Annotated in this window: 20 protein-coding genes and 1 other annotated feature; of the genes, 5 read left to right on the top strand and 15 right to left on the bottom strand. The window is 57.8% G+C overall.

Going from position 1 to position 24,672, the window contains the following annotated elements; all coding sequences use genetic code 11:
- Positions 1 to 24 precede the first annotated feature (24 nt).
- Positions 25 to 942, bottom strand: coding sequence for a proline iminopeptidase-family hydrolase (locus KORM41_RS07970; protein ID WP_068147180.1), 918 nt, complete (start codon positions 940 to 942; stop codon positions 25 to 27).
- 126 nt (positions 943 to 1,068) lie between these two features.
- Between KORM41_RS07970 and KORM41_RS07965 the strand changes: the two genes are divergently transcribed.
- A complete protein-coding gene (locus KORM41_RS07965) occupies positions 1,069 to 1,728 on the top strand; it encodes a GntR family transcriptional regulator (protein WP_068147179.1) in 660 nt (219 codons plus the stop codon).
- Positions 1,729 to 1,734: 6 nt separating this feature from the next.
- Here KORM41_RS07965 and KORM41_RS07960 read toward each other — a convergent pair whose 3' ends face one another.
- The 13 genes from KORM41_RS07960 to KORM41_RS07900 form a co-directional block, all read right to left on the bottom strand.
- Positions 1,735 to 2,919 carry an iron-containing alcohol dehydrogenase gene (locus tag KORM41_RS07960; RefSeq protein ID WP_068147178.1) on the bottom strand — a complete coding sequence of 395 codons (1,185 nt, stop codon included), beginning with the start codon at positions 2,917 to 2,919 and terminating at the stop codon, positions 1,735 to 1,737.
- Positions 2,920 to 2,930: 11 nt separating this feature from the next.
- Complete coding sequence (locus tag KORM41_RS07955) at positions 2,931 to 4,313, bottom strand: aldehyde dehydrogenase family protein (RefSeq protein WP_068147192.1); 1,383 nt, start codon at positions 4,311 to 4,313, stop codon at positions 2,931 to 2,933.
- A 15-nt stretch (positions 4,314 to 4,328) separates the two neighbouring features.
- Positions 4,329 to 5,678, bottom strand: a complete 1,350-nt coding sequence (locus tag KORM41_RS07950) for a glutamine synthetase family protein (RefSeq protein ID WP_068147175.1) — start codon at positions 5,676 to 5,678, stop codon at positions 4,329 to 4,331.
- A gap of 106 nt (positions 5,679 to 5,784) precedes the next feature.
- A complete protein-coding gene (gene prpB, locus KORM41_RS07945; protein WP_068147172.1) occupies positions 5,785 to 6,678 on the bottom strand; it encodes a methylisocitrate lyase in 894 nt (297 codons plus the stop codon).
- The gene (locus KORM41_RS07940; RefSeq protein WP_068147167.1) at positions 6,678 to 8,183 is read right to left on the bottom strand and encodes an MmgE/PrpD family protein; all 1,506 of its coding nucleotides are present in this window, start codon (positions 8,181 to 8,183) and stop codon (positions 6,678 to 6,680) included. The genes prpB and KORM41_RS07940 overlap by 1 nt, the downstream gene beginning before the upstream one ends.
- Positions 8,180 to 8,917, bottom strand: coding sequence for an aldolase/citrate lyase family protein (locus KORM41_RS07935; RefSeq protein WP_068147164.1), 738 nt, complete (start codon positions 8,915 to 8,917; stop codon positions 8,180 to 8,182). Before KORM41_RS07935 ends, KORM41_RS07940 begins: the two co-directional genes overlap by 4 nt.
- Positions 8,914 to 10,413, bottom strand: coding sequence for a M81 family metallopeptidase (locus KORM41_RS07930; RefSeq protein WP_068147162.1), 1,500 nt, complete (start codon positions 10,411 to 10,413; stop codon positions 8,914 to 8,916). Before KORM41_RS07930 ends, KORM41_RS07935 begins: the two co-directional genes overlap by 4 nt.
- A complete protein-coding gene (locus tag KORM41_RS07925; protein ID WP_068147159.1) occupies positions 10,410 to 11,279 on the bottom strand; it encodes a carbon-nitrogen hydrolase family protein in 870 nt (289 codons plus the stop codon). Before KORM41_RS07925 ends, KORM41_RS07930 begins: the two co-directional genes overlap by 4 nt.
- A gap of 15 nt (positions 11,280 to 11,294) precedes the next feature.
- Entirely contained in the window at positions 11,295 to 12,371 is a 1,077-nt protein-coding gene (locus KORM41_RS07920; protein WP_068147156.1) for an ABC transporter ATP-binding protein, read from the bottom strand.
- Positions 12,364 to 14,085, bottom strand: coding sequence for an ABC transporter permease (locus KORM41_RS07915; RefSeq protein WP_068147153.1), 1,722 nt, complete (start codon positions 14,083 to 14,085; stop codon positions 12,364 to 12,366). Before KORM41_RS07915 ends, KORM41_RS07920 begins: the two co-directional genes overlap by 8 nt.
- A 58-nt stretch (positions 14,086 to 14,143) precedes the next feature.
- Positions 14,144 to 15,253, bottom strand: coding sequence for an ABC transporter substrate-binding protein (locus KORM41_RS07910; RefSeq protein WP_156431935.1), 1,110 nt, complete (start codon positions 15,251 to 15,253; stop codon positions 14,144 to 14,146).
- Between the two features lie 43 nt (positions 15,254 to 15,296).
- Positions 15,297 to 16,313 carry a PepSY-associated TM helix domain-containing protein gene (locus KORM41_RS07905; protein WP_068147146.1) on the bottom strand — a complete coding sequence of 339 codons (1,017 nt, stop codon included), beginning with the start codon at positions 16,311 to 16,313 and terminating at the stop codon, positions 15,297 to 15,299.
- A 103-nt stretch (positions 16,314 to 16,416) separates the two neighbouring features.
- A complete protein-coding gene (locus tag KORM41_RS07900; RefSeq protein WP_068147143.1) occupies positions 16,417 to 18,555 on the bottom strand; it encodes a TonB-dependent receptor in 2,139 nt (712 codons plus the stop codon).
- A 355-nt stretch (positions 18,556 to 18,910) separates the two neighbouring features.
- On the opposite strand from KORM41_RS07900, the gene KORM41_RS07895 reads away from it, so the two are divergent.
- Positions 18,911 to 19,786: a hypothetical protein gene (locus KORM41_RS07895; protein ID WP_068147141.1), complete on the top strand. Its 876-nt coding sequence runs from the start codon at positions 18,911 to 18,913 to the stop codon at positions 19,784 to 19,786.
- A gap of 33 nt (positions 19,787 to 19,819) precedes the next feature.
- On the opposite strand, the gene eat is transcribed toward KORM41_RS07895, so the two are convergent.
- Positions 19,820 to 21,244: an ethanolamine permease gene (gene eat / locus KORM41_RS07890; protein ID WP_068147139.1), complete on the bottom strand. Its 1,425-nt coding sequence runs from the start codon at positions 21,242 to 21,244 to the stop codon at positions 19,820 to 19,822.
- A gap of 383 nt (positions 21,245 to 21,627) precedes the next feature.
- Here eat and KORM41_RS07885 point away from each other — a divergent pair, with 383 nt between their 5' ends.
- The 3 genes from KORM41_RS07885 (at position 21,628) to KORM41_RS07870 (ending at position 24,633) form a co-directional block, all read left to right on the top strand.
- On the top strand, positions 21,628 to 21,876 hold the full coding sequence (locus KORM41_RS07885) for a hypothetical protein (protein WP_068147138.1): 249 nt from the start codon (positions 21,628 to 21,630) through the stop codon (positions 21,874 to 21,876).
- A gap of 218 nt (positions 21,877 to 22,094) precedes the next feature.
- The gene (locus tag KORM41_RS07880) at positions 22,095 to 23,354 is read left to right on the top strand and encodes an ATP-dependent nuclease (protein WP_197421032.1); all 1,260 of its coding nucleotides are present in this window, start codon (positions 22,095 to 22,097) and stop codon (positions 23,352 to 23,354) included.
- A gap of 50 nt (positions 23,355 to 23,404) precedes the next feature.
- A protein-coding gene (locus KORM41_RS07870; protein WP_156431930.1) for an IS3 family transposase occupies positions 23,405 to 24,633 on the top strand; the annotation gives its coding sequence in 2 pieces (ribosomal slippage) (positions 23,405 to 23,693 and positions 23,693 to 24,633; 1,230 coding nt in all).
- Positions 23,686 to 23,802, top strand: a sequence feature (AL1L pseudoknot). It overlaps the preceding gene by 117 nt.
- Positions 24,634 to 24,672: the final 39 nt, after the last annotated feature.

The following is a 24,672-nucleotide window of genomic DNA, read 5'->3' as shown; positions in this document are numbered from 1 at the left end:
GGCCTGTCGGCCCGGTTGTCAGCTTCAGGAAACCTTCCGCAGGAATGTTTCAAGACAGTCGAAATAGGCTTCCGGTTCCTCGAAGAACGGCATGTGGGAGCTGTTCTTGAAAATCCGAACTTCCGAATTCGGAAGCGCATGGTGCATTTCCGCCGTGCCGGCCGGTGTCAGTTCGTCATACAAGCCGCTCAACAACAAGACGGGCACTGTGATCCGGTGCATGTCCGGTATGCGGTTCCAATCCTTCATATTGCCCGTGTAAGTGAATTCGTTCGGGCCCTGCATGGTCATATAAGGCCCCATGTTCCAGTCCTCGAGCGACCGGTTCACCGCTGCCGGCCATTCATCCAGCCGGCATACATGGCGGTAGTTCAGTATGGTGATGGCGGCCTGATATTCTGGATGGTCGAGTGTCCCCTCTGCCTCATGACGCTGCATCATGGCAACGGTTTCCGGCCCCAGGGCCTCGCGCAACCGGTTCAGTTCCCGCACAAGATGCGGGATGTTGCAATTGCCATTGGCAAGAATGAGGGACTTCAGCTTTTCCTGATGGGTCAGCGCATATTCCGTGCCCATCCAGGTCCCCCAGGACTGGCCAAGGAAATGAACCTTCCCCAGCTCTAGCACCTTCCTAACCTGTTCGGCTTCCGCCACATAGCGCTCCAGCGTCCACAGGCTCGCATCCTCCGGCCGGTCGGACTGGCCGCAGCCAAGCTGGTCCCACGCCACCACGCGAAAGCCCCGGTCCGCCATCACGCTGTGGCTATCGCGCACATAGTCGCACGGCAGGCCCGGCCCGCCATTGGCGCAGAACAGCACATCGTCGCCCGCGCCAAAACTGTAGGCCACCACATCATAGCCTTCCACAAGGCGGACACGGATTATATCGTCCGGTTTTCTCTCCGGCACTGACGTCTTAGGGTTGGCACTGGGCGCATTCATCGTCACCTCCACTGTTTACATATCTGAACCCAAATCGCCCGAACACGACACTGGCATTGGCCGCCGATTGCTGCTATAAATTATAGGCGATTAAATCTGTTAACAATATTGGCTACTATTTATCATATGGCAAGGAAAAACACAGCGGAAGCGGCAGAAATTGGCGTCGCACAGCAATTGCAGGCGGATATTCTGGGAGAATATTTCCGTCCGGGGGAGTGGCTTAAGCAGGCTGACATCGAAAATCGGTATAAAGCGAACCGATTCGAGGTAAGGATGGCGTTGTCCGCGCTGGCCGCCAAACACCTGATCGACCATGTCCCGAACCGCGGGTACAGGGTGATCAACCCGTCAGACCGTGAGCGGGCCGAACTCTATGAAGTGCGGACCATTCTGGAAACCGCTGCCGGGCGCCTCGCGGTGCAGAAATGCTCCGACGACGACGTGGCCGAGCTGAGCCAGATGGTGGAAGACTTTGAAGCCGCGATCGATACCGCCAGCCGGGCAGAACTGACCGACCTCAACATGGCCTTCCATAACAGGTTCTACTCAATAGGTGGCAACGACCTGTTGATCACTCAAATCCGGGAACTGCGGGATCGCGGCCTTCCCGGTCGGGAAGGCGGCTGGGAAACGGTTGCTGGCATGCGAGCCAGTAACGAGGATCACCGTCAGATGGTCGAAATGCTGCGCAGCCGGGACGGCGATGGATTGAACTATACCATCTATCGGCACCTCAATCGCTGGCGGGAATTCTCGAAGCCGGTAACGGACGAAAAGTCCTGAGCACTCTCAGGCGGGGGAAAGCTTCCCCGCCAACGCCCTCTGGAACAGGTCCGCCAATCCTTCCCGGCTGATCGGGCATGGGTTTCCCCCCATCGACGGATCTGCCTCTGCGGCTGCCGCAAGCGCGGGAATATCTTCTTCCCGAACACCAAGCACTTCGGCTGAGTTCGGGATATCAAACAGCGCCCGGAAGTCCATCACCCATTCATACACACTATCGAACCCGGGATTCTCCAAACCCAGAAAGGCCCCCAGCCGCGCCATTTTCTCCGCGATGGCAGGCCGGTTCCTCAGCATCACATAGGGCAGGAATACCGCGTTCGCTAGCCCATGATGCGCGCCATAGAAGGCCCCCACGGGATGGCTGAGCGCATGAACCGCACCAAGCCCCTTCTGGAAAGCGGTTGCCCCCATGCTGGCAGCCACCAGCATATGGGTGCGGGCCTCGATATGACCGGGTTCCGAATAGGCCACCGGCAGCCACGCCTTGATCAGCCGCATCCCTTCAAGCGCGATCCCATCTGCCATCGGATGATAGCCGGGGGCGCAATAGGCCTCGAAACAGTGGGTGAAGGCATCAAGTCCCGTCGCAGCCGTGAGACCTGCCGGCAGGCCAACCGTCAACTCAGGGTCTGACAACACCGCCACTGGCAGCATTGTCGGGTGAAAGATGATCTTCTTCTCATGGGTGTCCGGGAAGGTAATGACGGAAGCCCGCCCCACTTCGGACCCTGTACCGGCCGTTGTCGGCACGGCGATCACAGGCGCCACCCCGGCTTCGTTCACCCGCATCCAATTGTCGCCCGCGTCTTCAAAATCCCGCAGCGGGCGATCCTGCCCGGCATAAAGGGCGATCGCTTTCCCTGCATCAAGGCCACTTCCGCCCCCAAGCGCCACTACACCGTCATGCCCGCCGCTCCGAAACGCCACCGCCCCTTCTTCCACATTCGTGACCGTGGGGTTGCTGTCGACAGCATCAAAAAGCGCAGCTTGCACCCCCGCATCACCAAGTTGCCTCATGATCGCCACGGTGAACGGAAGGCTCGCGGTGCCTCTGTCCGTCACCACCAACGGCTTGGCTATGCCGAACTGCGCGCACAATGCCGCCAGTTCCCGCACGCGGCCCGCGCCGACGCGCACCGCCGTGGGATAGTTCCAGTTTGCTGAGAAATTTACCTGTTCCGATGTCATGGCAATAGGCCCTAAGAATATTTGAAGTTGAAAGATTTTGGCCGCGTCATGGCATCATAGCCATAGCGCGACAGGGTGCAGCCCTTGCCGGTATCCTTGACACCCACCCACGCCAGGGCAGGTTCAAGCGCGTCACACCGGTTCATGAACACGGTACCCACCTCAAGCTTGTCCGCAATCTTCAGGGAGGCCGCTTCATCACGGGACCAGATGCTGGCCGTCAGGCCATAAGGGCTGTCATTCATCAGGCCGATCGCCACCTCATCGCTTTCCACCGGCATGATGCCCACGACCGGCCCGAAGGTTTCCTCTGTCATGATGGACATGGAATGGTCCACATCCACCAGAATCTGGGGTGCCACATAAGGTGTTCCGGCCTTGGCCATGCCAAAGGCTGCCTCATCCACCAGCGGCGTCGCACCTGCGGCGATGGCTTTCGCAATTTCGCTCCTGATGTGACTGGCCGCGGCCACATTCACCACCGGCCCCAACGTGGTCGCCAGGTCCATCGGGTTGCCCAGACGATAGCCCTTCACAATAGCCGCGCAGGCCTCGACAAATTCCTGATACCGATGCGCCGCCACATAAATGCGTTCAATGCCGCAGCATGACTGACCCGAATTGAACATGGCACCATCCACCAGCCCTTCGGCCGCAGCCTGGATGTCTGCGTCTGCGCGCACATAGGCCGCGTCCTTGCCGCCCAACTCCAGCCCCATGCTGAGGAACCGGCCAGCCGCCGCTGTTTCCATTTCCTTGCCGCCCGCGACAGAGCCGGTGAAGGCGACATGATGGATGTTGGTCTCTCGAACAACGGCAGTTGTTGTCTCACGGCTCAGATGCAGGCACTGGAACAGGCCCGCAGGCAGGCCTGCCGCCTCGAAAGCCTCCGCGAACCGCTCGCCAATCAATGGGGTCTGCGCTGACGGCTTCAGCACCACCGCGTTCCCTGCGGCGAGCGCCGGGATGATGACATTCACAGCCGTCAGATACGGATAGTTCCAGGGACTGATAACCAGCACCACCCCAAGGGGTGCCCGGCGGATGAAATGATGCTGCCCTTCAGGGGCCTGGCGCGGCAGGTCGGCCAGCGCCTCCTCTGCAATGGAGAGCATATAGCGCGCACGGGTGGCCATGCCGGCAATCTCACCCGGTGTCTGGCTGATGGGTCGCCCCATCTGCAATGTGATCTCGCGCGCCAGGTCATCGGTGTGGGCCACCATATGGTCCACAGCCCTGCCAAGCAGCGTCACCCGGTCTTTCACCGGCACATCCGCCCACACGGCTTGCACGGCACCGGCTTTATCAATACAGGCAAATGCCTGATCGTTCTCAACATAGGGCCGCTCGACAACGATCTGGCCATCAATGGGGGAAACGGTTTTTACTGACATACTACTGACCCACACCTAGATAATTTCGAAATATCGATTGAGTTCCCAATCGGTGACATGCTTGCGGAATTCACGCTCCTCCCACTCCCGCGTGGCGGCAAAATGGTCGACAAAGGCATCACCGAACCAGTCGCGCGCCGCCTCGCTTGCCCGCAAGCGCTGGGCCGCGTCCCACAGCGTCAGCGGCAACTTGTGCTCGTCGCCCACTGAGATGTCATAGGCATTGCCTGTCTTCGGTTCGCCGGCGTCGCGACCATTCTCTATCCCCCACAAGCCGGAAGCGATGGCCGCCGCAAGTGCCAGATACGGGTTGGCGTCCGCCGCAGAAATCCGGTATTCGACCCGCTGGCTTTTCTTGCTGCCCGGGATCACCCGCAGGGCGCAGGTGCGGTTTTCCACTCCCCAGGTAGATGTGGTGGGTGCCCAGAAGCCGGGGATCATCCGCCTGTAGGCATTGATGGTGGGGGCAATCATCGCCAGTATTTCCGGCATCATATCGCGCTGGCCGGCAACGAACTGGCGCATGACCGGGCTCATCCGGTACTCAGCCTTCTCGTCAAAGAACGCCGACTGGTCACCCTTCCATAAAGACAAATGCATATGGCCGCTCTGGCCGGGCCACTGCTGGCAGCTTTTCGCCATGAAAGTGGCCATCTTGCCGTGAGCACGGGCCACTACCTTGGCCATCAACTTGAAAAGCGCCGCATTGTCTGCGGCCGCCAGGCCGTCATTCACAGTGAGCGCGGCTTCCAGGACGCCGGCGCCGGTTTCCTCGTGCAGCCCCTCAATCCGAATGCCCATATCCGCCGCGCCTTTCAGAAGCGCCTGATAGAAGGCTGCATGCTCGCACGAGCGCAGCGCCGAATAGCCAAAGGCCCCGGGCGAAATGGGTTTCAGATTGCGAAACCCCTTTTCCCGCGCGCTTTCCGGCGATTCATCGAATACGAAAAACTCATATTCGATGCCCGCCTTGACGGTATAACCCATGTTTTCGGCACGCTTCAGCACGCGTTGCAGCAGATTTCGTGGGCAGATTTCGGCCGCCTTGCCGGTAAACTCCGCCAGAAAGAAGGGCGTCCCGCCTTCTGCCTCAAGCGTCCGGTAGCTTTCGGGCACAATGCGGGCCTGTGCGTCTGGGTAACCGGTATGCCATCCGGTGAAAGATACATTGTCATACAGCTGGTCGTTCATGTCCCAGCCCATCACCACGTCACAAAAACCGAACCCACCGTCGAGTGCCGAGAGGAATTTGTCAGCCGACAGATATTTGCCCCGAAGGATACCATCGATATCGAACAGCCCAATCTTCACATGACGGTCCCTGTTCTCGGATATCAGGTCCCTGACCTCTGCCAAGCTTAACATTCTGCACACTCCGTAATTCAAAGCTTTAAAATAGTAGCCAATTTATACGCCAATTAAATGAGGCCCGCAACAGCTAACTGAACACTGGGAAACACCAAGGTAATCGCTACAGCTGGAAATTGGTGATACTGGCATCAAAACGGCCGTAGCCGTCATAGTCGAGCAGGTCATACAACTGCTCACGCGTCTGCATATCCGGGATAACGCCTTCCTGGCTACCGTCCCGCGCAAGAACATCAAGGCCCCGCTCCATGGCCGCCATGGCGAGACGCAACAGGGTGACCGGATAGATCATCATATTGTACCCCAGATTGCGCAATTGATCGAGCGACAGCAAGGGCGACTTTCCAAACTCGGTCATGTTTGCCAGAAGCGGTACATCGATTGCCGCCCGAAATGCCTCAAACTCTGCCTCATTCGCCAGCGCCTCCGGAAAGACCGCGTCGGCACCCGCATCCACATAGGCCCTCGCCCGCTCGGTAGCGGCATCAAGCCCTTCAAGGGCGCGGGCGTCAGTGCGTGCCATCAACAGAAAACTATCATCGGCGCGTATCTCGCGCGCGGCGCGGATTTTGCGGCACATATCCTCCACGGGCACCAGTTCCTTGTTGTCAAGGTGCCCGCACCGCTTGGGCAGGCGCTGGTCTTCAAGATGGCAGCCCGCGAGCCCGGCCGCCTCAAGCGCCGCCACCGTGCGCGCCACATTGACGGGTTCGCCAAAGCCAGTATCCGCATCCACAAGTGTGGGTAATGCTGTTGCGGCCGATATGGCACCGCTGGCGCCGATCACCTCTGTCGCGGTGGTGAGGCCGATATCCGGCAGCGCCTGCTGGGCGGAAAGTACAGCCCCCGACACATAGCAGCCATCAAATCCTTTCCGTTCAATAAGCTTTGCACACAGGGGCGAAATCGCACCCGGAAACCGCAGCATCTTGCCTGATGCCAGTCCTGCACGAAAGGTCTGGCGCTTTGCCGCCACACTGACGAATGCCTGTTGCATCAGAATATCGCCTCGTTGGTGATCTGGAGCAGATCATGGGACGACAGCTCTGGCACCAGCGCATCCAGCTCCCCTGCCGTCAGGTCATTCAATCTTGCCGCAGATGCCAGAAACAGGTCCTGAGCACCGACAGTCAGTATCCCGCCTGTAAGGCTCCTGAATTTACCGATATATTCCGGTCGGCCATATGGCGCGGCACCAGCAGGATGCGCGTCGGCGACTGCCAGTTCGTCCTCGATCAGGCTGCCGTTTTTCATCAGGATTTCCACACGCCCACCAAAGGCGCGCTCACGCGGGTCTGCCGCATGGTAACGCGCGGTCCAGCCTGCATCCTCAACGGTTGAGATCTTTTGCCACAGGCGCCCGGTCTCGGGCCTCGCCGCCCGGGCGGGCAAATAGGATCTCTCGTGATGCCAGCATCCGTCCTCAAGCGCGACGGCAAAGATATACATGATGGAATGGTCCAGCGTTTCGCGGCTGGCCAGCGGGTCCATCTTCTGCGGGTCCCCGGCTCCCGTGCCGATCACATGATGGGTATGGTGGCTGGTATGGATGGCAATCGATGCAACCTCTTCCAGATCGACGATCCGAGCGCGCATCCGCAGGGCCAGATCGATCAGCGCCTGGCTTTGATATTCCGCCGAATACGCCTTCGTGTAACTTTCAAGAATGGAGCGGGCGGGCGCGCCTTCTTTCGGCAATTGTACCGTATACTCATGCCCTGCCCCGCCAAGCAGCCGGGCGATGATGCTGTCCTCGCCCTCATAAATGGGCGACGGCGATGTTTGCCCTCGCATGGCGCGGTCCACGGCTTCAACGGCCAGCTTGGCGGCATGGGCTGGTGCATAGGCCTTCCAGCTGGAAATCTGTCCCTTGCGGGACTGCCGGGTGCTACAGGACACATGCACCGCATGCTGCACTGCCTGATAGATCACCTCCCGGCCAAGCCCCAGAAGGGCGCCGATCCCCACAGCAACCGACGCGCCCAGATGGGCGACATGATCGATTTTGTGGGCATGCAGGCAGATGCCGCGGGTCAGGGCGATCTGAACCTCATAGGCCACCGCAATGGCGCGTAACAAGCTTCGTCCCGACGCACCGCACTGCTGCGCCACAGCCAGAAGCGTCGGGATATTGTCGGCCGGATGGGAATAGTCCGCCGCCAGATAGGTATCGTGGAAATCCAGCTCCCGCACCGCAACGGAATTGGCCCAGGCTGCCCAGGACGCATCAACCCGCACCATGGGCGATACACCGAAAAGTGTCGCACCACCAGCGCGCGGGAACGCGAGAGCCTGGGCCCGCGCGGCGGCCACTGGCGTGCGGTTCAGGGCGGCAACGGCCACCCCGGCATTATCGATCAGGCGGTTGATCACCATATCTGCCACAGCGTCATCCGGCTGCGGGGCGAAGGCCACACCCGCCAGCTTCCAGGCAAGTTCGTCGTGCCTCGGGTGCTGTTCATGCGCGGCCCAGGTGCGGACCGTGTGAAGCGCTGGTGTCATGCCCCCACCGCCTCCAGACGCTGGCGGGCACTATCCAGCCCGGCCTGCAGGCCCGCCTTCAGCGCGCCGTGCTCGTTGGTTACCACCATCATGCTGGCGCCGTGGTCACAGGCAAAGCGTTGTTCAGCTTCCGACCAGGCAGGAAAAATCCAAGGTTTGCCAGCCGCCCTGGCAGCCGCCGCAATGCGGACAATGTCTGCAAAATCCGCTGGTGATTGTTCGTATGCCGGCCGGCCCCGTGACAGGGCGAGATCTGTCGGGCCAACAAACAGGCCGTCCACCGTGGGCAGGGCCGCGATGGCCTCCACATCCTCCAGGGCACCCGCGGTTTCGATCATGACATAACAGGGCTTGCGCGTGTCCTCGACCCGATAGAAGGACGCGGACGCGGGCCTGTACCCGAACACTCGTCCACCAGACGCCCCCCGGCACCCCAGCGGCGGATATTTCGCATAGGCCGTCACATCGCGGGCGTGTCCATAGTCCCGCACCTGGGGGATCAGCACGGCCGCCGCGCCCCGGTCGAGCGCTTCCATCACAAAACGGCCCTCGGGCGCCCCGGCTTTTACAACCGGCAGCACGCCCAGGGCAGCCGCGAACCCAACCAGGGCGTCAAGAGCCGTCGGGTCAAAAATACCATGCTCCAGATCGAACACTGCAAAATCAGCCCGCAGGTCCTTGGCCATTTCGATCACCGCCGTGTTGGCGGTCGCGAGCCACACCCCCAGCTTCATACTGTACCTCTTTTGAGTTGCTCACCGCCTGCAACCCGAACATTGGGGCGCACGTTTCGGTATGTCAGGTCTGCCGGGCTGGCTGTGTTCAACCCTGGCGATTTCACAATGATGGTGCCGCGTGCGATCCCGTCGAAATCCGCGCGGTAATGGACCGAACTTTTCAGTGCCAGAATTCCGGCCTCGGCGGGCTCAACGCCCACATGGCGGAACATGGCCTGATCGGCCGCCTGCTGCCGGACGCTGGAAAGCACCACCCGCACCCCGCCGACTTCAAGGCAGGCCATGGGGCCAAGAGCGAAACTGCACCCTTTGTAAAAGGGGCCGGTCCCAGCGAAATTACCGCTACCGAGCGCCATCACCCTGGCCCGCCCCCGCAGGGGCAGTTCCTGCCCCGGGCAGGATTTTGCCCCAATAGATGCCACGAACGCGCCACCCACCCCCACCTTGTGGGCCTGCAATGCCGTTTCGGGGTCATACAGCACGCCCATCACGGCCCTGCGGCACCCCCCTTCGATCATGGCCCGCAACAGGCCCACCGTATCCCCCGCTGCACCGCCGCCCGGATTGTCCTGCGTGTCGATCAGCAGGAGGGGACCATGCCCATGCCTCCCCTCCTGCGCTGCCGCCACGGCCTCGCGCGGCGACATCGTCTGAAGCGTGAATTCCTTTTCACGCGCGGCCAGAAGCCCGGCAGACTGGTGCGCCACGGCCTCGGCCAGTTTTCTATCGGGCGCATAAGTCACAATCGCAGGCCCGGTCTCGAACGCATCAGCCAGCGGAAAACCCGCGGCAAATTCGATCCTGGCGCCTGTATCCCTTTCCAGTTTCCGCAGGCCAGCCATCAGGGCGGCAACGGGGCCATCCAGTGTAGCCTGCGTGCCAAGTGGCAATAGAAATGGTATTGGCTGCAAAATCTTTTCCGGTCGGCTTCCCTCAAGCAGCCCTGCCAGATACCCCGCCGCCCGCCGCCCGGTATCTGCTATATCCACATGGGGGTAGGTGCGGTAGAGCGCCAGCATATCTGCCGCAGCCACCATGTGCTCAGAGATATTGGCGTGGAAATCAAGGACTGCGACAATCGGCACGTCCGGTCCTACCAGCGCGCGCACCCGGCCCAGCAACACACCATCGGCATCCGTCTCCGTTTCCGAAACCATGGCACCGTGAAGGTCCAGGAACACGGCATCCACCGGCATGGCCAGCTCAAGACGCGCCAAGAGATCAGTCGATATGCTATCATAAGCGCCCCCTTCCACCACGCCGGAGGGACCGGCGGAACACCAGAGGAGCGGCGTAATCTCCCAGGCTTTCTCCTGGGCGGCCTTCAGAAAACCGGCCATCGCAATATTCGACTGTCCAAAGGCAGCAAGCATTGCTTCCCCAACAACCATTCCCGGCCAGGCATCCGCAGCCTCAAAGGCCGACAGGCCTGTCAGCCCCGGCGCGAAACTGTTGGTTTCATGCAGAAAGCCTGCAACAGCCACCTTGGTCATGCGCCACACCGCCCGTTGACAGGGTCCTGCATGGCAGTGGGGGCGGGCGGTTCGAACCTGCGGTCATGGTTCAGGCTCATGATTGACGACCGCGCCCGAGTAACCTCATCCAGATCGATGGCGCCCATGGAAACACCAACCTCGGTCCCGGCATCGGCAATAACCCGCCCCCAGGGATCGACGATCAGGGAATGGCCATAGCTATGCCGGGTACCATAATGATGCCCGGTTTGTGCCGGGGCGATGACGAAACAGCCATTCTCGATGGCGCGCGCCCGCAAAAGGGAATGCCAGTGCGCTTCGCCCGTGGCTTGCATGAAAGCGGCAGGCACCGACAGAATGGTCGCTCCCGCCTTGGCAAGGCTGCGATACAGGTGCGGGAAACGCACATCATAGCAGATGCTCATACCCATCACCGCGCCAAACAGCGACACCAGCTTGGCCCTGGTACCGGGACGATACAGGTCGGACTCGCGTGACATTTTCTGTCCCGGCACCTTGGCGTCAAACATATGAATCTTGTCATAGTGGCTGACAAGATCACCCTTGGGGTTAACCAGTAGCGACCGGTTTACCATGAGGCCATTTTCATCCCTGGCCGTCAGCGAGCCGATCAGCATCCAGACCCTGTGGCGCTCCGCCCTGCTCTGCAGCATCCTGAAGGCACTATGATCGTCCAACGGCTTGGCATGCGCCTTCATCGCGTCATTGTCGTCGCTCAGAAACTCACATGCTTCGGGCAACGCCACGGTGTCGGCACCGCGATGTACGGCCTCATGGATCAGGTCATCCAGGCAGGCCAGATTGCCCTGAAGGTCGTCGGTGGCACAATTCTGGATACAGGCAACATTGATGATATGGACCATCGCGACCTCCTATTCCTAAGCGGGGAAAGCAATGCAATCTTCAGGGGTGAAACTGATATCCACTTGGCTTCCCTCAAGATTTTGCTCCGCCTCCATGCGCAGTTCGGTACCGCAGACATCCAGAATATACTGGAACCGCGCGCCCAGGTAATCGCGGTCACGAATTGATGCGGTAAGCGCATTGCTGCCATCTGGCACACCACTGCCATTCACAAGACGAATATTTTCAGGTCGCACTGCTACACGCACCGCCTTGCCTTTCATGACTCCAGGGCGGGCCTTGGCCCGAATAGACACTCCTTCTGCAAGTGAAATGCTGACGGCCCCATCCGCGCCGTCGCCTGCGAACCCGTCAATGAAGTTGCTGGCGCCGATAAAGTCGGCCACGAAGGGCGAAACCGGCCTGCTGTAGATTTCCTCGGGCGTACCCAATTGCACCAGCTTGCCCCCCTCCATCACCGCAATGCGGTCGCTCAGCGTCAGGGCCTCGATCTGGTCGTGGGTGACATAGATGGTTGTCAGGCCAAGGCGCCCCTGCAGTTCCTTGAGCCAGCGGCGGGCCCGAATCCGCAACTTGGCATCCAGGTTTGAAAGCGGTTCATCCAGCAGCATCAAGCGCGGTTCATAAACCAGTGTGCGGGCCAATGCCACGCGCTGCTGCTGGCCACCAGACAGTTCGTGCGGATACCGGTCCTGATAGGTTTCCATCTCCACGAGCGCCAACGCGTCAGTGATGCGCTTCTGCTGTTCGGATTTACCGATTTTCCGAATTTCCAGCGGAAAGGCCAGATTGTCGCGGACCGTCATATGCGGCCACAAAGCGTAAGACTGGAACACCAGGCCGCAATTGCGTTTCTCAGGCGGCATCATGGCCTGCTGTTTGCCGTCGTAAAACACTACATCATCCACCAGAATGCGCCCGCTTGTGGGCCGGTCAAGGCCCGCGACAGCAAACAGGGTGGTTGACTTGCCGCATCCGGATGGCCCCAGAAGCGTCAGGAATTCCCCGTCTTCAACCGTGATGCTGACATTGTCAACGGCTTTCACGGCGCCGAAATGCTTGCACAGGTTATCAATAATCAGCTTACCCATAAGCTTTCACTCCCAACAGTTTGCGGGCAAAGACCACAAAAGTGATTGTTAAAATGATTTGGATGACCGCCAGCGCGGCTACCGGGCCACTGTCGCCATTGACCCAGAATTGCAGCATCGTGGTGCCCAGGATTTCGCTGCCGGGCGCAAACAGGAAGGCTGCAGACGCATATTCCTTCAGGAAGGACAGGAACAGGAGGACATAAGCCCCGAAAAGCGCCGGGCGGAGAAGCGGCAGAATGATCTTGCGCTGGGTGCTCCACCAATCTGCCCCCACGGTACGCGAGCTTTGGTCCAGATCCTTCGACAGCTGCATCAGCGCCGGTGAAATGGCCCCGAAAGCCGTGGGGATCGTGCGCATGGTGAAGGCCAGGATCAGGATCCAGATGGTGCCGTGAAGCGGCCCGAGGAAAGGGAACAGCAGCATGCCCCAGAAGAAGCCGATGCCCGCGACAATGCCTGGCACAGCCCGCGGATAAAGGGCGACATACTCGAGCACCTTCCGGAACCGGAAACCCGATCGATGAATGATCACCGTGATCAGGCTGACAAAGCCCACGGCAAACGCAGCGCCAATCCCGGCCACCAACAGGCTGTTGGTGATTGACCGCTGATAGGCGTCATATTCGAAAATCAGCGCGAAATTATCGAGGGTCAGCAACTCCCATGGCGCCAGAAGCGGTGTCAGGAAAGTGGTGAAGGCCCTGAGCCCAAGCCCGCCAACGGTCACGAAAAGCGTCAGCCCGAAATAGACCGCCAGCACGGCGGAGACCGCCCAGCGGTAGCGCCCAAGGTCGAATATCTTCGGGCGCGTGGCCTTGCCTTTCACCGTGACAAACCGGCCGGCCTTTTTCAAAAGTTTGGACTGCAGATAGATCAGGATACTGATCATTACCAAGAGGAAACAGGCGGCCGCGCCGATCAGGCCATAGTCTGGATTGGAACCACTGTATCCCTGCGTATAGAGAAAGGTGGTGAAGAAGTCCTTGCCTACCGGCGTCCCCAGAATGAGCGGCACGGACAGCATTTCAAGGCACCCGATGAAATTCAGCATGGCGCTATAGGTAATGGCGGGACGCAACAAAGGCACCGTGACCCGGCGCAACACCGTAAAGGGCCCGGCGCCAACAGTTCTGGCAGCGTCTTCAAGCGACGCATCGGCCCGCGCCACCGAGGACGCACAGAAAAGATGCACCAACGGCGCTTGCGCTGCACCCGCCACGATGGCCATGCCGGCCATTGTATACAGATCCCACGGCTTGCCACCGATCCAGCCCTCGACCAGCAGCGTCACATAGCCCGAAGGCCCATACATCATGAACCAGCCAAAGGCCAAAACCAGATGAGACACATACATGGGCCACAAGACCACTTCACCGAAAAACTTTTTGCCCGGTATGTTGGTACGACCGATGAACACAGCGGTGGACACGCCGATAATACCCGCGATGACGGTTGTCACCGCCGACAGGACCACCGAGTTCTTGAAAGCTTCATAGAATTTGGGGTTGGCGAACAAGCGGCTGAAATTATCCAGCGTCAGGATCGCCTGCCCGTCATAGATGGGTTTGTCGAGCATCGCCTGATACATGATGGGCACAAGGGGTACCGCCACCAGTATCAGCGCAATAACCGCGACAGAATACTGGATCAGTTTCGCCCTGGAAAAAACCACACCGAACGGCTGTTCTTCAGATACTGCTGCATTTTGCATAACATACTCTCCGTTGGGCCGATGCTTTCAGGTTTGCATCGGCCAACGTGGTTGAACCTCAGTTTTTGATGCGGAAAGCCTGCTTCCAACGGGCGAGAAATACATCACGCTGCTCATAGGCTTCGGGGTCATATTCCACATGGATGATATTCTCCTCGCCGATCTCATCGACGATCCCTCCATAAGAAAGATATGGCACTTCATCCTTCCCGACGTCCGGGCGATACGGCGTCAGCCCGCCTTTGCCAACGGCCACCTGGCCATCATGCGAAAGGATATAATCCAGCATCAGGCGCGCCGAATTCGGGCTTTCCGCCCCCGTTGTCACCCCCATGCCGCGATGGAAAACAGGGGTACCGTCCTCGATCAGGCTCCATCCCATAATCTTGTCGCGGCCCGCCTGGTTCATCCGCTGGAACACTGTGATACCGGAGACAAAATAGCCCGCTACATATTCACCGCTCGTCACCTTCTCCACCATCACGGCACCACCACTTTCGGACCGCGTGAGGCTGCCCAGGTCGTCGAAAAGCGGCCAGGCCGCATCCCCAAACGCCTTCGTCACTGACCAGTGAATATCATAGGCGAAGGAATGGCTGGTGGCGTTATAAGTTGTCACCTTATCGCGATACCGACCACCTTCTTCCGTCAACTCCCGGATATCGGCCAGGCTGTCGGGCGCATCCTTCAAAAGCAGCTTGTTATGAATGATCACCATCGGATCTGCAGAGATCGTGTAAAGCCCTGGCAGCGGCCGGCTCCACTCCGGCATCTTTTCGACTTCAGGTGACGAGTACTGCGCCAACCCGCCTTTCGCAGCGAACCGGTACCAGCCGTCAGGCGCACCGGTCACGATCAGGTCTGCCGTCCGCTTGCCTACAGAGCTTTCCGAATAGTAGCGCTCGAAGCTTGTGGATGGCCCCAGGTCAATGCTCTCGATCTTGATCCAGGGATATTTTTTCGAGAAGCCCACAAAGATATCCCGCCAATTATATTCTGCGATATTCGAATAGATCAGAAGACTGCCCTCGGACCTGGAAGCCTCCACCATCGCCTCATAGTCTGCCGGGTAATAGTCGGGCACATCTGCCGCGCCGGCCCCTGCCAGGGAAAGCCCACACACCAACACAGACGCTATAAACGCCGTTCTCAAACTCCCAAGCTCCACAATTTCCTCCTAAGAATGACTCAATATCAAAATAGTAGCCAATTTATGCGCCACACGCAACAGATTTCTTCCTGGGGCGCCGCCGCAGCCAGAGAAGCCCGCCAACGACAGGCAACACGGACAGCGCCAGCCCCACCACCAGCGTGACCAGTTGCCCGAACACCCCCATTGCCTTCCCGGTATGCAGCGGATACATCCAGCCAAGCAGCTTCTGGGCAGCAGTCGCGTCCTGCGCCATCCTCGGACTGGCCCGCCCTTTCGCTGACACAGCGATACTGTCGGCAGCCAACGGCCAGGGCGCCTTCTTTGAAGCGTAGATCAGCCGGTAGCCGCCAGCCGGCGTCATGCGGATTTCCTTTAACGGACCACACGCAGCGCATTCGAATGCCTCATCAACCTGGACGGGCCCGCGCGGCCCCACCGGCAACACAGGCGCGCTGCCGCCCGCCATGGCACGGACCGCCATTGTCCCACCGGTCAGCACCGCCAACACAAGAAACGGCGCCGAACAAATACCAATGATCCTATGCACATCGTACCAGCGGCGCACGGGTGGTGACCGCCACTTGACCTTCAGGCCCTGCTTATGGCGGAGCGGCCACCAGAAATAGAGCCCCGAGACAACAAAACCCATAAGCAGGAAAGCCTGAAAGACCAGCACCCAGCGCCCTGCACCACTCCACCAAAGGCCCTCGTGCCATTCAAACAGCCACTGCAGCGCCCCATGGAGCGGCAACCCGGCCACGGCCAGGACGTCATGCTTTCTCCACACGGCCACAAAACGGGGATCGCTGCTGTCCGCCAACCGGACAGCCAAAGGGTCGCCCAGTTCAGCCGCGACATAAACCCGCTCAGGCCTTGCCCCTGGAAAGGCATCAAGCACAGCGGCGACCGCGTCATTCACACCCATTTCCGCACTGGCCGCAGGGTGCCGTGAAAGCTCCCACGCCTGCAGTTGCGGGCGGAAGCTCAACAGCACGCCAGACCCCGCCTGTGCCATCAGCAACATGCCAAAGGCCAGGCCCAGCCACTTGTGAAACTTATAAATCGTCCGACGCATTTGCCTGCACTCTCCACTCAAGAAAGGGGTGCCCACCCCAATTATAATCGAGGTGGGCACGGGGAGGGGCCCTCATGTCGAGGGTGGGGGTAGAGGAACCGCCTTAGTAACTGATGCGATACCGGATCGATGCCGTGGCACCAGGAGCCTTGGAATAGCGGTCATCCCGCTGCGCTGTTTCGGAGATATGCGTGAAATAGTCGGTATTCAGCGCATTATTAACCCCAATAATCAGCGTACCTGGCCCCACTTCGCCTGAAACGCTCACATCCAGCAGGAACCAGTCATTCACATCGCCTTCCCAGAAGGCCGTGCTGCCCGGGAATTTCTTCCTCGACCCGGAATAGAGGCCCTGCACGCGCACGCTCCACGTATCGGCAAAATCATGCTCCACATAACCTGTGATCTTGCGTGGCGGGATACGGCGATGCTGGATATAGCGTTCGAACGTGCCGTCCAGATCGCGGTCTTCCTTGCCCTCAAGCCAGGTATAGCTGCCACCAACCCGCCAGGTGTCGGAAAGATCCGCATTGAAGGTAAATTCGATGCCATACACTTCATCAGCCGTCCGTTGCTCGATCACATTGTTGGCCGGGTTGTTCGGGTCGGGGCTAAAGGTCAGCGCATTCGTGGATGTGGTGTAGAACACCGCAAGCTCGGTCGAGAAATTCTCGAAATGCGTCCGCACACCACCTTCATAGCTATCGATCAGGTTGGGTTCCGGATCCAGGATCACAACATTCACATCCACCGGGTATGACCGCAGTACACGACCAACGCTCGCCACCTCGAAGCCCTGCGAGAAGCCACCAAACAGGCTCACCGTATCGGAAACATCATAGGTCAGGCCGATATTCACCGGCGTTGCGGAATACTCAAGCGTGCCGCCGGTAATTTCCGCCAACGTGAACAGCGATGTGAAATCCTCAATCGTCAGGTCAGCTTTTTCATGGCGGACCCCCGCAGTCAGCGTGAGCTTATCAAAGAGCGGCATGAACAACTGACCAAACACAGCACGGCTTTTCAGAACCTGGGTGGGTGCAAACTCACGACCATCAACAAGACCGGTGACCGTGTCATCATGCAGATAGTCCGCCCCCCACAACAGCTCGGCACCATCCGACAGGAAATCAAGCGGCGTGCGCAGGTCAAGGCGGAAGCCATATTTTTTGGATTCAGTGTCAGACTGGGCTGACGCCTTGTCCGTCAGCGGGAAACGGTTCGGGTTATAGTCGAACACGCTTTTCGACCGCTGATAATATCCCTGAAGCGTCAACCCCGTGCCCATGATATCGTCATGAGTATAGGTCAGCGTGCCGACAAGGTTGCTGTGAAACTGGTCAGCTTCCTCGATCTCCGTGCCATCCTTGGGAATGGCTGTCGCCTTGATACCTTCAGACACGTCCCCAGCGAGCAACGTGTAATCGGTGTCCTGCTTCTGGCGATATTTGTTGATGCTGGCCTCAAGGCGCTGATCTTCGGCAAAATCGAAACCAATCTTGCCATAAAGGCTATAGATGTCGGAATCCGCGAGGCCGCTGAAGCCATTTGGAATAGGCGCGATCCGGTCGCCGTCGGCATCAAAGAAGCCGCCAACTTTTTCATAGTAGCCAGACGCCACATAATCGATGCTGTCACCCCCGCCGCTCATGGACTGGCGGATGGAAGGACGGAACCCGTTGCCAAGGTCAGTCAGGGAAAATTGCGTCCCTACTTCCGTTGTGAAAGTGCTTTCGCCCTTCCTGCCTGGCCCGGTGATATAGTTGATGAAGCCGGCCCCGGCACTGTTGCCATAGAGAGCGGACGAACCACGCACCACTTCAATGCGCTGAATGACGGCCGGATCAATCAGGCGCAGCTCGCGGCCAACATCATTGAGTGTCGGCGTGATTGGCACGCCGTCAATGAAGACCACCGGCTTGCGGCCGCGCAGGCTGGTGGTGAAGTTGGCGGGCGACGCAGAGCTCGTCCCCATACCCGGCACCAACTGCCCCAGAATTGCCTCAAGGTCTGTCGTCACGGCAAGCTGCTTACCAAGCTCTTCCTCGCCAATAATAGTAACCGACCCCGGCATGGATTCAATGGATGCCGGCAAACGTGAGCCGGAGATAACAATCTCCTCCATCAACGCCCCGTCGGACGCCCCGGCATCCTGTGCCGAAACGGCAGCGGGCAGCCCCACAACTGAAATGGCGATCACCGATGCAGACCTCATCAGCTTTTCACCTGACAGACAAAACATGTCTCTTCTCCCTAAAGAACAATTTATAAATTCCCAAGCACGCATGAAAGCGGTTCCTCGTAACTGATTTATAAAATAGTAGCCATTTTCGTAGCCTTTTTCAACGCCAAATTGGTGCCACACCTGAAAATTGCGACCGTGCAAAAAATTATGTATATTTTTCATGTAGTTAATTTACATAAAAATCAAAGAAATCTGCGATATATTGCTTCCATCGACACTAATTTTCCCTCAAATCGGCCCGAATGACGTAAAATATTCTTGATTTTATAGCCATTATTGGCGACTATTTTTATGAGGCTCGAATCAAGGGCTACTGTTCAGTGTTATATTCTTTATTGGGGAGTTACCGGCTGTGCCTGGTCAGACGACAGAATACAATTATCAATTATCCGGTTACTATCTGGGGGCGTCGACCACCATCGCCTGCCAACATGACCAACGCTTTTCATTCTGCACCTACGCCCCCCGGTCGATCCTCAAGGACGGTCCTGAGGGATATCGTTTGCTGGTCGCTGTCCACAGCAGTGACCGGGACTATCAGGACATCCGCATGCAGTTCGCGGATCTCGCAGAAAAAGAGAAGCTGATCGTCCTTGCCCCCCTGTTCCCCTCGGGCATCGCCGACCGCCAGGACAATGACAATTATAAATATATCGCCTACCGCGATATCCGCTTCGACCTGCTGCTCTTGCAGATGATCGAGGAAGCCGCCACGCTCTATGGCATCAATGTGGACAGGTTCGCGCTGTTTGGCTTCTCTGGCGGCGCCCATTTTGCCCACCGCTTCTTCTATCTGCACCCTGACCGGCTGTCCGCTGTCTCGATCGCGGCACCCGGTTCCGTGACCATCCTGGATCAGGGCCAGGACTGGTGGGTCGGCACCCGCAATATGGAAGACTTGTTTGGCAAGTCTCTGGATTTGGCCGCCATGAGACAGGTGCCTGCACAGCTTCTCGTCGGCCGCGAAGACACAAACACCGATGCCATCACCCATCGCCCCGGTCGCGGCAAATGGATGCCCGGCGCCAATGACGCCGGCGTCACCCGGATCGACCGGCTGCATACGCTCTATAAAAACTGGCAGGCCCAAGACCTGGCCGTATCCCTTGAGGAAATTCCAGGTGCCGGCCACGACTGCCGACCCCTCGTCGCCCCTGCCGTCAGGTTCTTCGCCGAACATATGCGCGGAGAAAACGGCCAGCCACTCGTGGCCGGAAAGCACCCTTAGATCGTCCCTTCGCCTGCGCGGGCAATCAATCGGCTAGTTGCCAGCAAGCCCCCGCTCAGCCTCTTCAATCAAGGCGAATTCTTCCTCTGGCGCATGGGCCACCAGCCTGTGCCGGCTCACCAGCATGAAATAGAGGACCATGATGACATAGAAGCCTGCGGCATATTGAATGACCACGGGGTTCACCAGCACACCGGCCAACAAAGCCAGCACGGCAAGAACAAGGGCTAAACCAGATGTAAAGGTGCCCCCGGGCGTCCGGTAGGGCCGCGCCATGTCGGGCTCCTTGATCCGCAGGACAATATGTGCGGCCATCATCAGCACATAGGATATGGACGCCCCGAACACCGCGATCAGGATCAGAAGATCTCCTTCCCCGGTGAGCGACAGCAGAAAACCGAGCGTGCCGGGGATGACCAGGGCATAATGGGGGGTCTTGCGCTTCGATGTCAGCGACAGGAAGCGCGGGATATACCCCGCCCGCGACAAGGCGAACACCTGACGCGAGTAGGCAAATATGATGGAAAAGAAGCTGGCCGTCAGCCCGGCCAGCCCTGTGATATTGACAATGGTACCAACCATTGTTGGACCGCCATAGGCCGCCGGGCTTTCCAAGGCGGCGATAAGAGGATCACCGGCGGTTGAAATCGCCGCGGCCCCACCGCCACCAGGCGCCAACACCAACATCAGGGCCGCGAGAACAAGCAGAACCAGCATGGCGCCGATCATGCCCTTTGGCATGTTGCGCGCCGGGTCCCGGGTTTCTTCCGCCGCTAAGGGCACGCCCTCGACGGCCAGAAAGAACCACATACCAAAGGGGATCGCCGCCCAGATGCCCAAAACGCCAAATGGCAGGAAACTACTGGTACCCGCGTCGCCTGTGGGCACGATATCGAACAGGTTGGATACTTGGAAATGCGGCACCATGGCGACAATGAAAACTATCAACGCCGCAACCGCAAGCGCCGTGATGACAAACATCAACTTCAGCGCTTCCCCAACGCCGTATAGATGAACACCGACAAAAAGAAGGTAAAAAGCAAGGGAGACCGGCCATCCGGAAAGACCCATCAGGCTGTCCAGATAGGCCCCCACGAAGACAGCAATGGCAGCGGGTGCCACAGCATATTCAAGCAAGATGGCCGTGCCGGTCAGAAATCCCCCGAGCGGGCCGAACGCGCGCCGGGCAAAGCCATAGCCCCCACCTGCGGCAGGTATTGTGGCTGAAAGTTCAGCCAGGGAGAAAACCATCGAAGTATACATGACGGCCATCAGGGCCGTGGCAAGCAAAAGCCCACCCCAGCCACCCTGCGCCAGACCAAAATTCCAGCCCGCGAAATCGCCGGAGATGACATAGGCGACGCCAAGGCCAACCAGCAGCGGCCAGCCCGCCGTTCCGGCACGCAGCTGTCGTTTCGCGAGATACGCTTCCCCTGAAATGTCCTTTTCAACCGCCATGCCATCCTCCCCTCTACCAAGCTCGCCCGCCGCACAATGTAGCAAATTCTCAGCCACAGGCCACGCCTTGTTGCAACACCCGATGAGACCTTCCAGGGGCTCCCCCCCCCTTGCCCCGCTGAAGACAGACCGCATGTCGTGTGGTTCCTCAAAGCGAAACAGGCATGACCACATCTGGCGAGTAGGGGACCTTCGATCTCGAAATCTGAGTGTCTGCTATCTGACGAACAACGTCCCTTGCGCATCACGACGGTTATGGTGCCCTTACCCAAGGAAGTGAAAGGGAATAAGATCTCGCACTACGTGCCCAAAGTCCATATGTTTGTAACAATATAGGATCTTGCTTTAGGCACTATATCTTGACCTGTAAAATAGAGGACATGATGAGCAAATATGAACAAGCACGCATTGATGCGAGACGGATGCTGCTAAATCAGTTGTTGGAAATCGATGTCATCACAGATGAGGAAATTGATGATGACAAAGATGACCATACAGGTATTAGCCTGACAATATTGAGACTGAGCAGAATGACAAAAGCAGAGCGTGCATTCAATGCAAGCTCAGAAGGCCAAGCCGATGCGGCGAACGCAGACAAATTCCTTTATGGTAATGACGGATTGCCTAGCTAAGGTTCCGTGCCTTCAATCCACATCTACTAAGGCGGGCACTGGTAACCTCATGCACCAAAGGCTGCCTTGCTTCCCACTAAAGGCAGTATTCGGCCAGAAGGGGACGTTCGATAGGTGCGCTTGAGGGCAAGCTTAACTTGAACCCCTTAGATTGTTATCCTTGCACTTATGCGATAGTCTCTTGCAAAGCCACCATTCTTCAGACCAAGGATATCAGCGTGCATATCGAGAAATTGGTTATACGAAATTTCAAGAAATTCCAGAATGCCACTTTTGAATTCAACAGCGATACCAACATCATCGTAGGAGACAACGACAGCGGTAAAAGCACGCTCCTTGAAGCGATCGAGGCTTGCATGAACTGTACGATTCATGGTCGCCCACTTGCAGGTGAATTAACTGCTGAGTTTTTTAACAATCAAACGGTTCAGGCATTTCTGGATAGTAACGAGGACCAAAAGACTGCCGACAAATTACCCGAGGTCCTCATAGAGGCCTACCTGGCAGATGCTCCTGAAGAGCTAAGGGGAACCAACAACAGTTTAAACGAGAATTGCACAGGTATATTCGTCAAAATTGGCATTAGCCCAGAACTGGAACCGACCTATGGGAGATTACTCGCAGACGGAAAAGTCAATTCTCTTCCTACCGAGTTTTACTCAGTTGAGTGGTTTGACTTCGCATGGAGAAAGCTCAACAAATTTGTAAATCCCGCGAAGATCTTGTGCGTTGAACCTGATAGGTTGCACCCAACATTCGGCAAGAACAAATATATCAATAACATTCTCAATGAGACCCTAAACGAGGCATCTAGATCAACACTCAATTTTGCGTATCGCCAAACCAAAACTCAATTTGATGCTGATGCTGAGGTCGTCCGAATAAACGCGGCGCTAGACAATGATCACATGATCACATCCAAAAGCCTCAAGATTACTACTGACGTGAAATCCAATTCAACTTGGGAAAGTAACCTACACCTAGCCGTGGACGATGTACCCTTTGCCCACATCGGGAAAGGCGAACAATGTCAAATTCAGATCAAGCTAGCACTTCACAATAATGCAGATACTCTGGACCTTGTGTTGATCGAGGAGCCCGAAAACCATTTGTCGCACATGAGTCTGAATAAATTGATTAGTTACGTTGAACTACACCATGCAGGCAAGCAGCTATTCCTTACCACACACAATTCCTATGTTTTAAATAAGCTGAGCATGGATAAGCTCTGCTTGATAGGGGCAAATTATACAAGGCTAAAAGACTTAGATGCAGGAACAATCAAACGCATTAAGCGTTTGCCAGGGTATGACACTCTTCGAATTGTATTGGCTCAAAAAGCAATACTCGTTGAAGGCCCTTCTGACGAACTTATCGTCAAAAAGCTATTCAAAGATAAGCATGGTAAACTACCAGAAGAGATGGGGATTGATGTCATTGTAGTAAGTGGACTTGGCTTCAAGAACTACCTCAACTGAACCGCCCCGGGATTGCCGGAGGCTCCAACTTCTGAGTAAAAGGAGCCATTATGAGCAAGACCACGAACAAATTTTCACCTGAAGTCCGCGACCGTGCGGTCCGCATGGTATTTTCCCATGAGGGCGATTATCCGTCCCGTTGGGCAGCGATTGTATCCATCTCCAGCAAGATTGGCTGTGTCCCTCAGACCCTGAACGAATGGGTCAAGAAAGCAGAGGTGGACAGCGGCCAGCGGGCTGGTATGCCGACCGAGGTTGCCGACAAGCTGAAGGCCCTTGAACGGGAGAACCGGGAACTGAGGCAAGCCAACGAGATCTTGCGCAAGGCATCGGCTTATTTTGCCCAGGCGGAGCTCGACCGCCCACTGAGACGTTGATCAGTTTTATCGACGAGCACCGGGACCTGTATGGGGTCGAGCCGATCTGTCGTTTGCTGCAGATCGCCCCATCCACATACCACCACCATCTGGCCTGTCGCCGTGACCCGTCACTTCTGTCTGCACGGGCACAGCGCGATATGGCACTGAAGCCGGAGATTGCCCGTGTCTTTGAGGAGAACTTTCTGGTCTACGGTGTCCGCAAAATATGGCGTCAACTCGGCCGTGAAGGCTTTCATGTGGCCCGCTGCACAGTCGAGCGTCTGATGCGCGAGATGGGGCTACAAGGCGCCATTCGAGGCAAGCCTGTTCGCACCACCTTTAGCGACAAGTCAGCCCCTTGTCCACTTGACCAAGTGAACCGCGAGTTCCATGCCCCGGCACCCAACATGTTGTGGGTGTCTGACTTCACTTATGTCGCCACATGGCAGGGCTTTGTTTATGTAGCTTTTGTCATTGATGTGTTTGCCAGGCGCATCGTTGGCTGGCGGGTCAGCAGGACGGCACATACGGGCTTTGTGCTGGACGCACTTGAACAGGCTCTGCATGACCGCAGGCCAGCAAGAAAAGGCGGGCTTATCCATCACAGTGACCGGGGCAGCCAGTATGTCTCGATCCGATACACCGAACGCTTGGCAGAAGATGGTATCGAACCATCGGTTGGCAGCGTCGGGGACAGTTACGACAACGCACTCGCCGAGACGATCAACGGGCTCTACAAGGCCGAAGTCATCCATCGGCGAGGGCCGTGGCGGTCATTTGAGATGGTTGAATTTGCGACGCTTGAATGGGTCGACTGGTTCAATCATCGACGCCTGCTGGAGCCAATCGGCAACATTCCACCTGCCGAGGCTGAGAGAAATTACTACGCCATGCTGGACGAACGCCCCATGGCCGCTTAACTTAAACCAACCTGCCTCCGACAATCCCGGGGCGGTTCA

The sequence above is a fragment of the Kordiimonas lipolytica genome, from assembly GCF_001550065.1.
The sequence above is the reverse complement of the archived record's forward strand: the minus strand, read 5'-3'. Positions and strand labels throughout refer to the sequence as shown.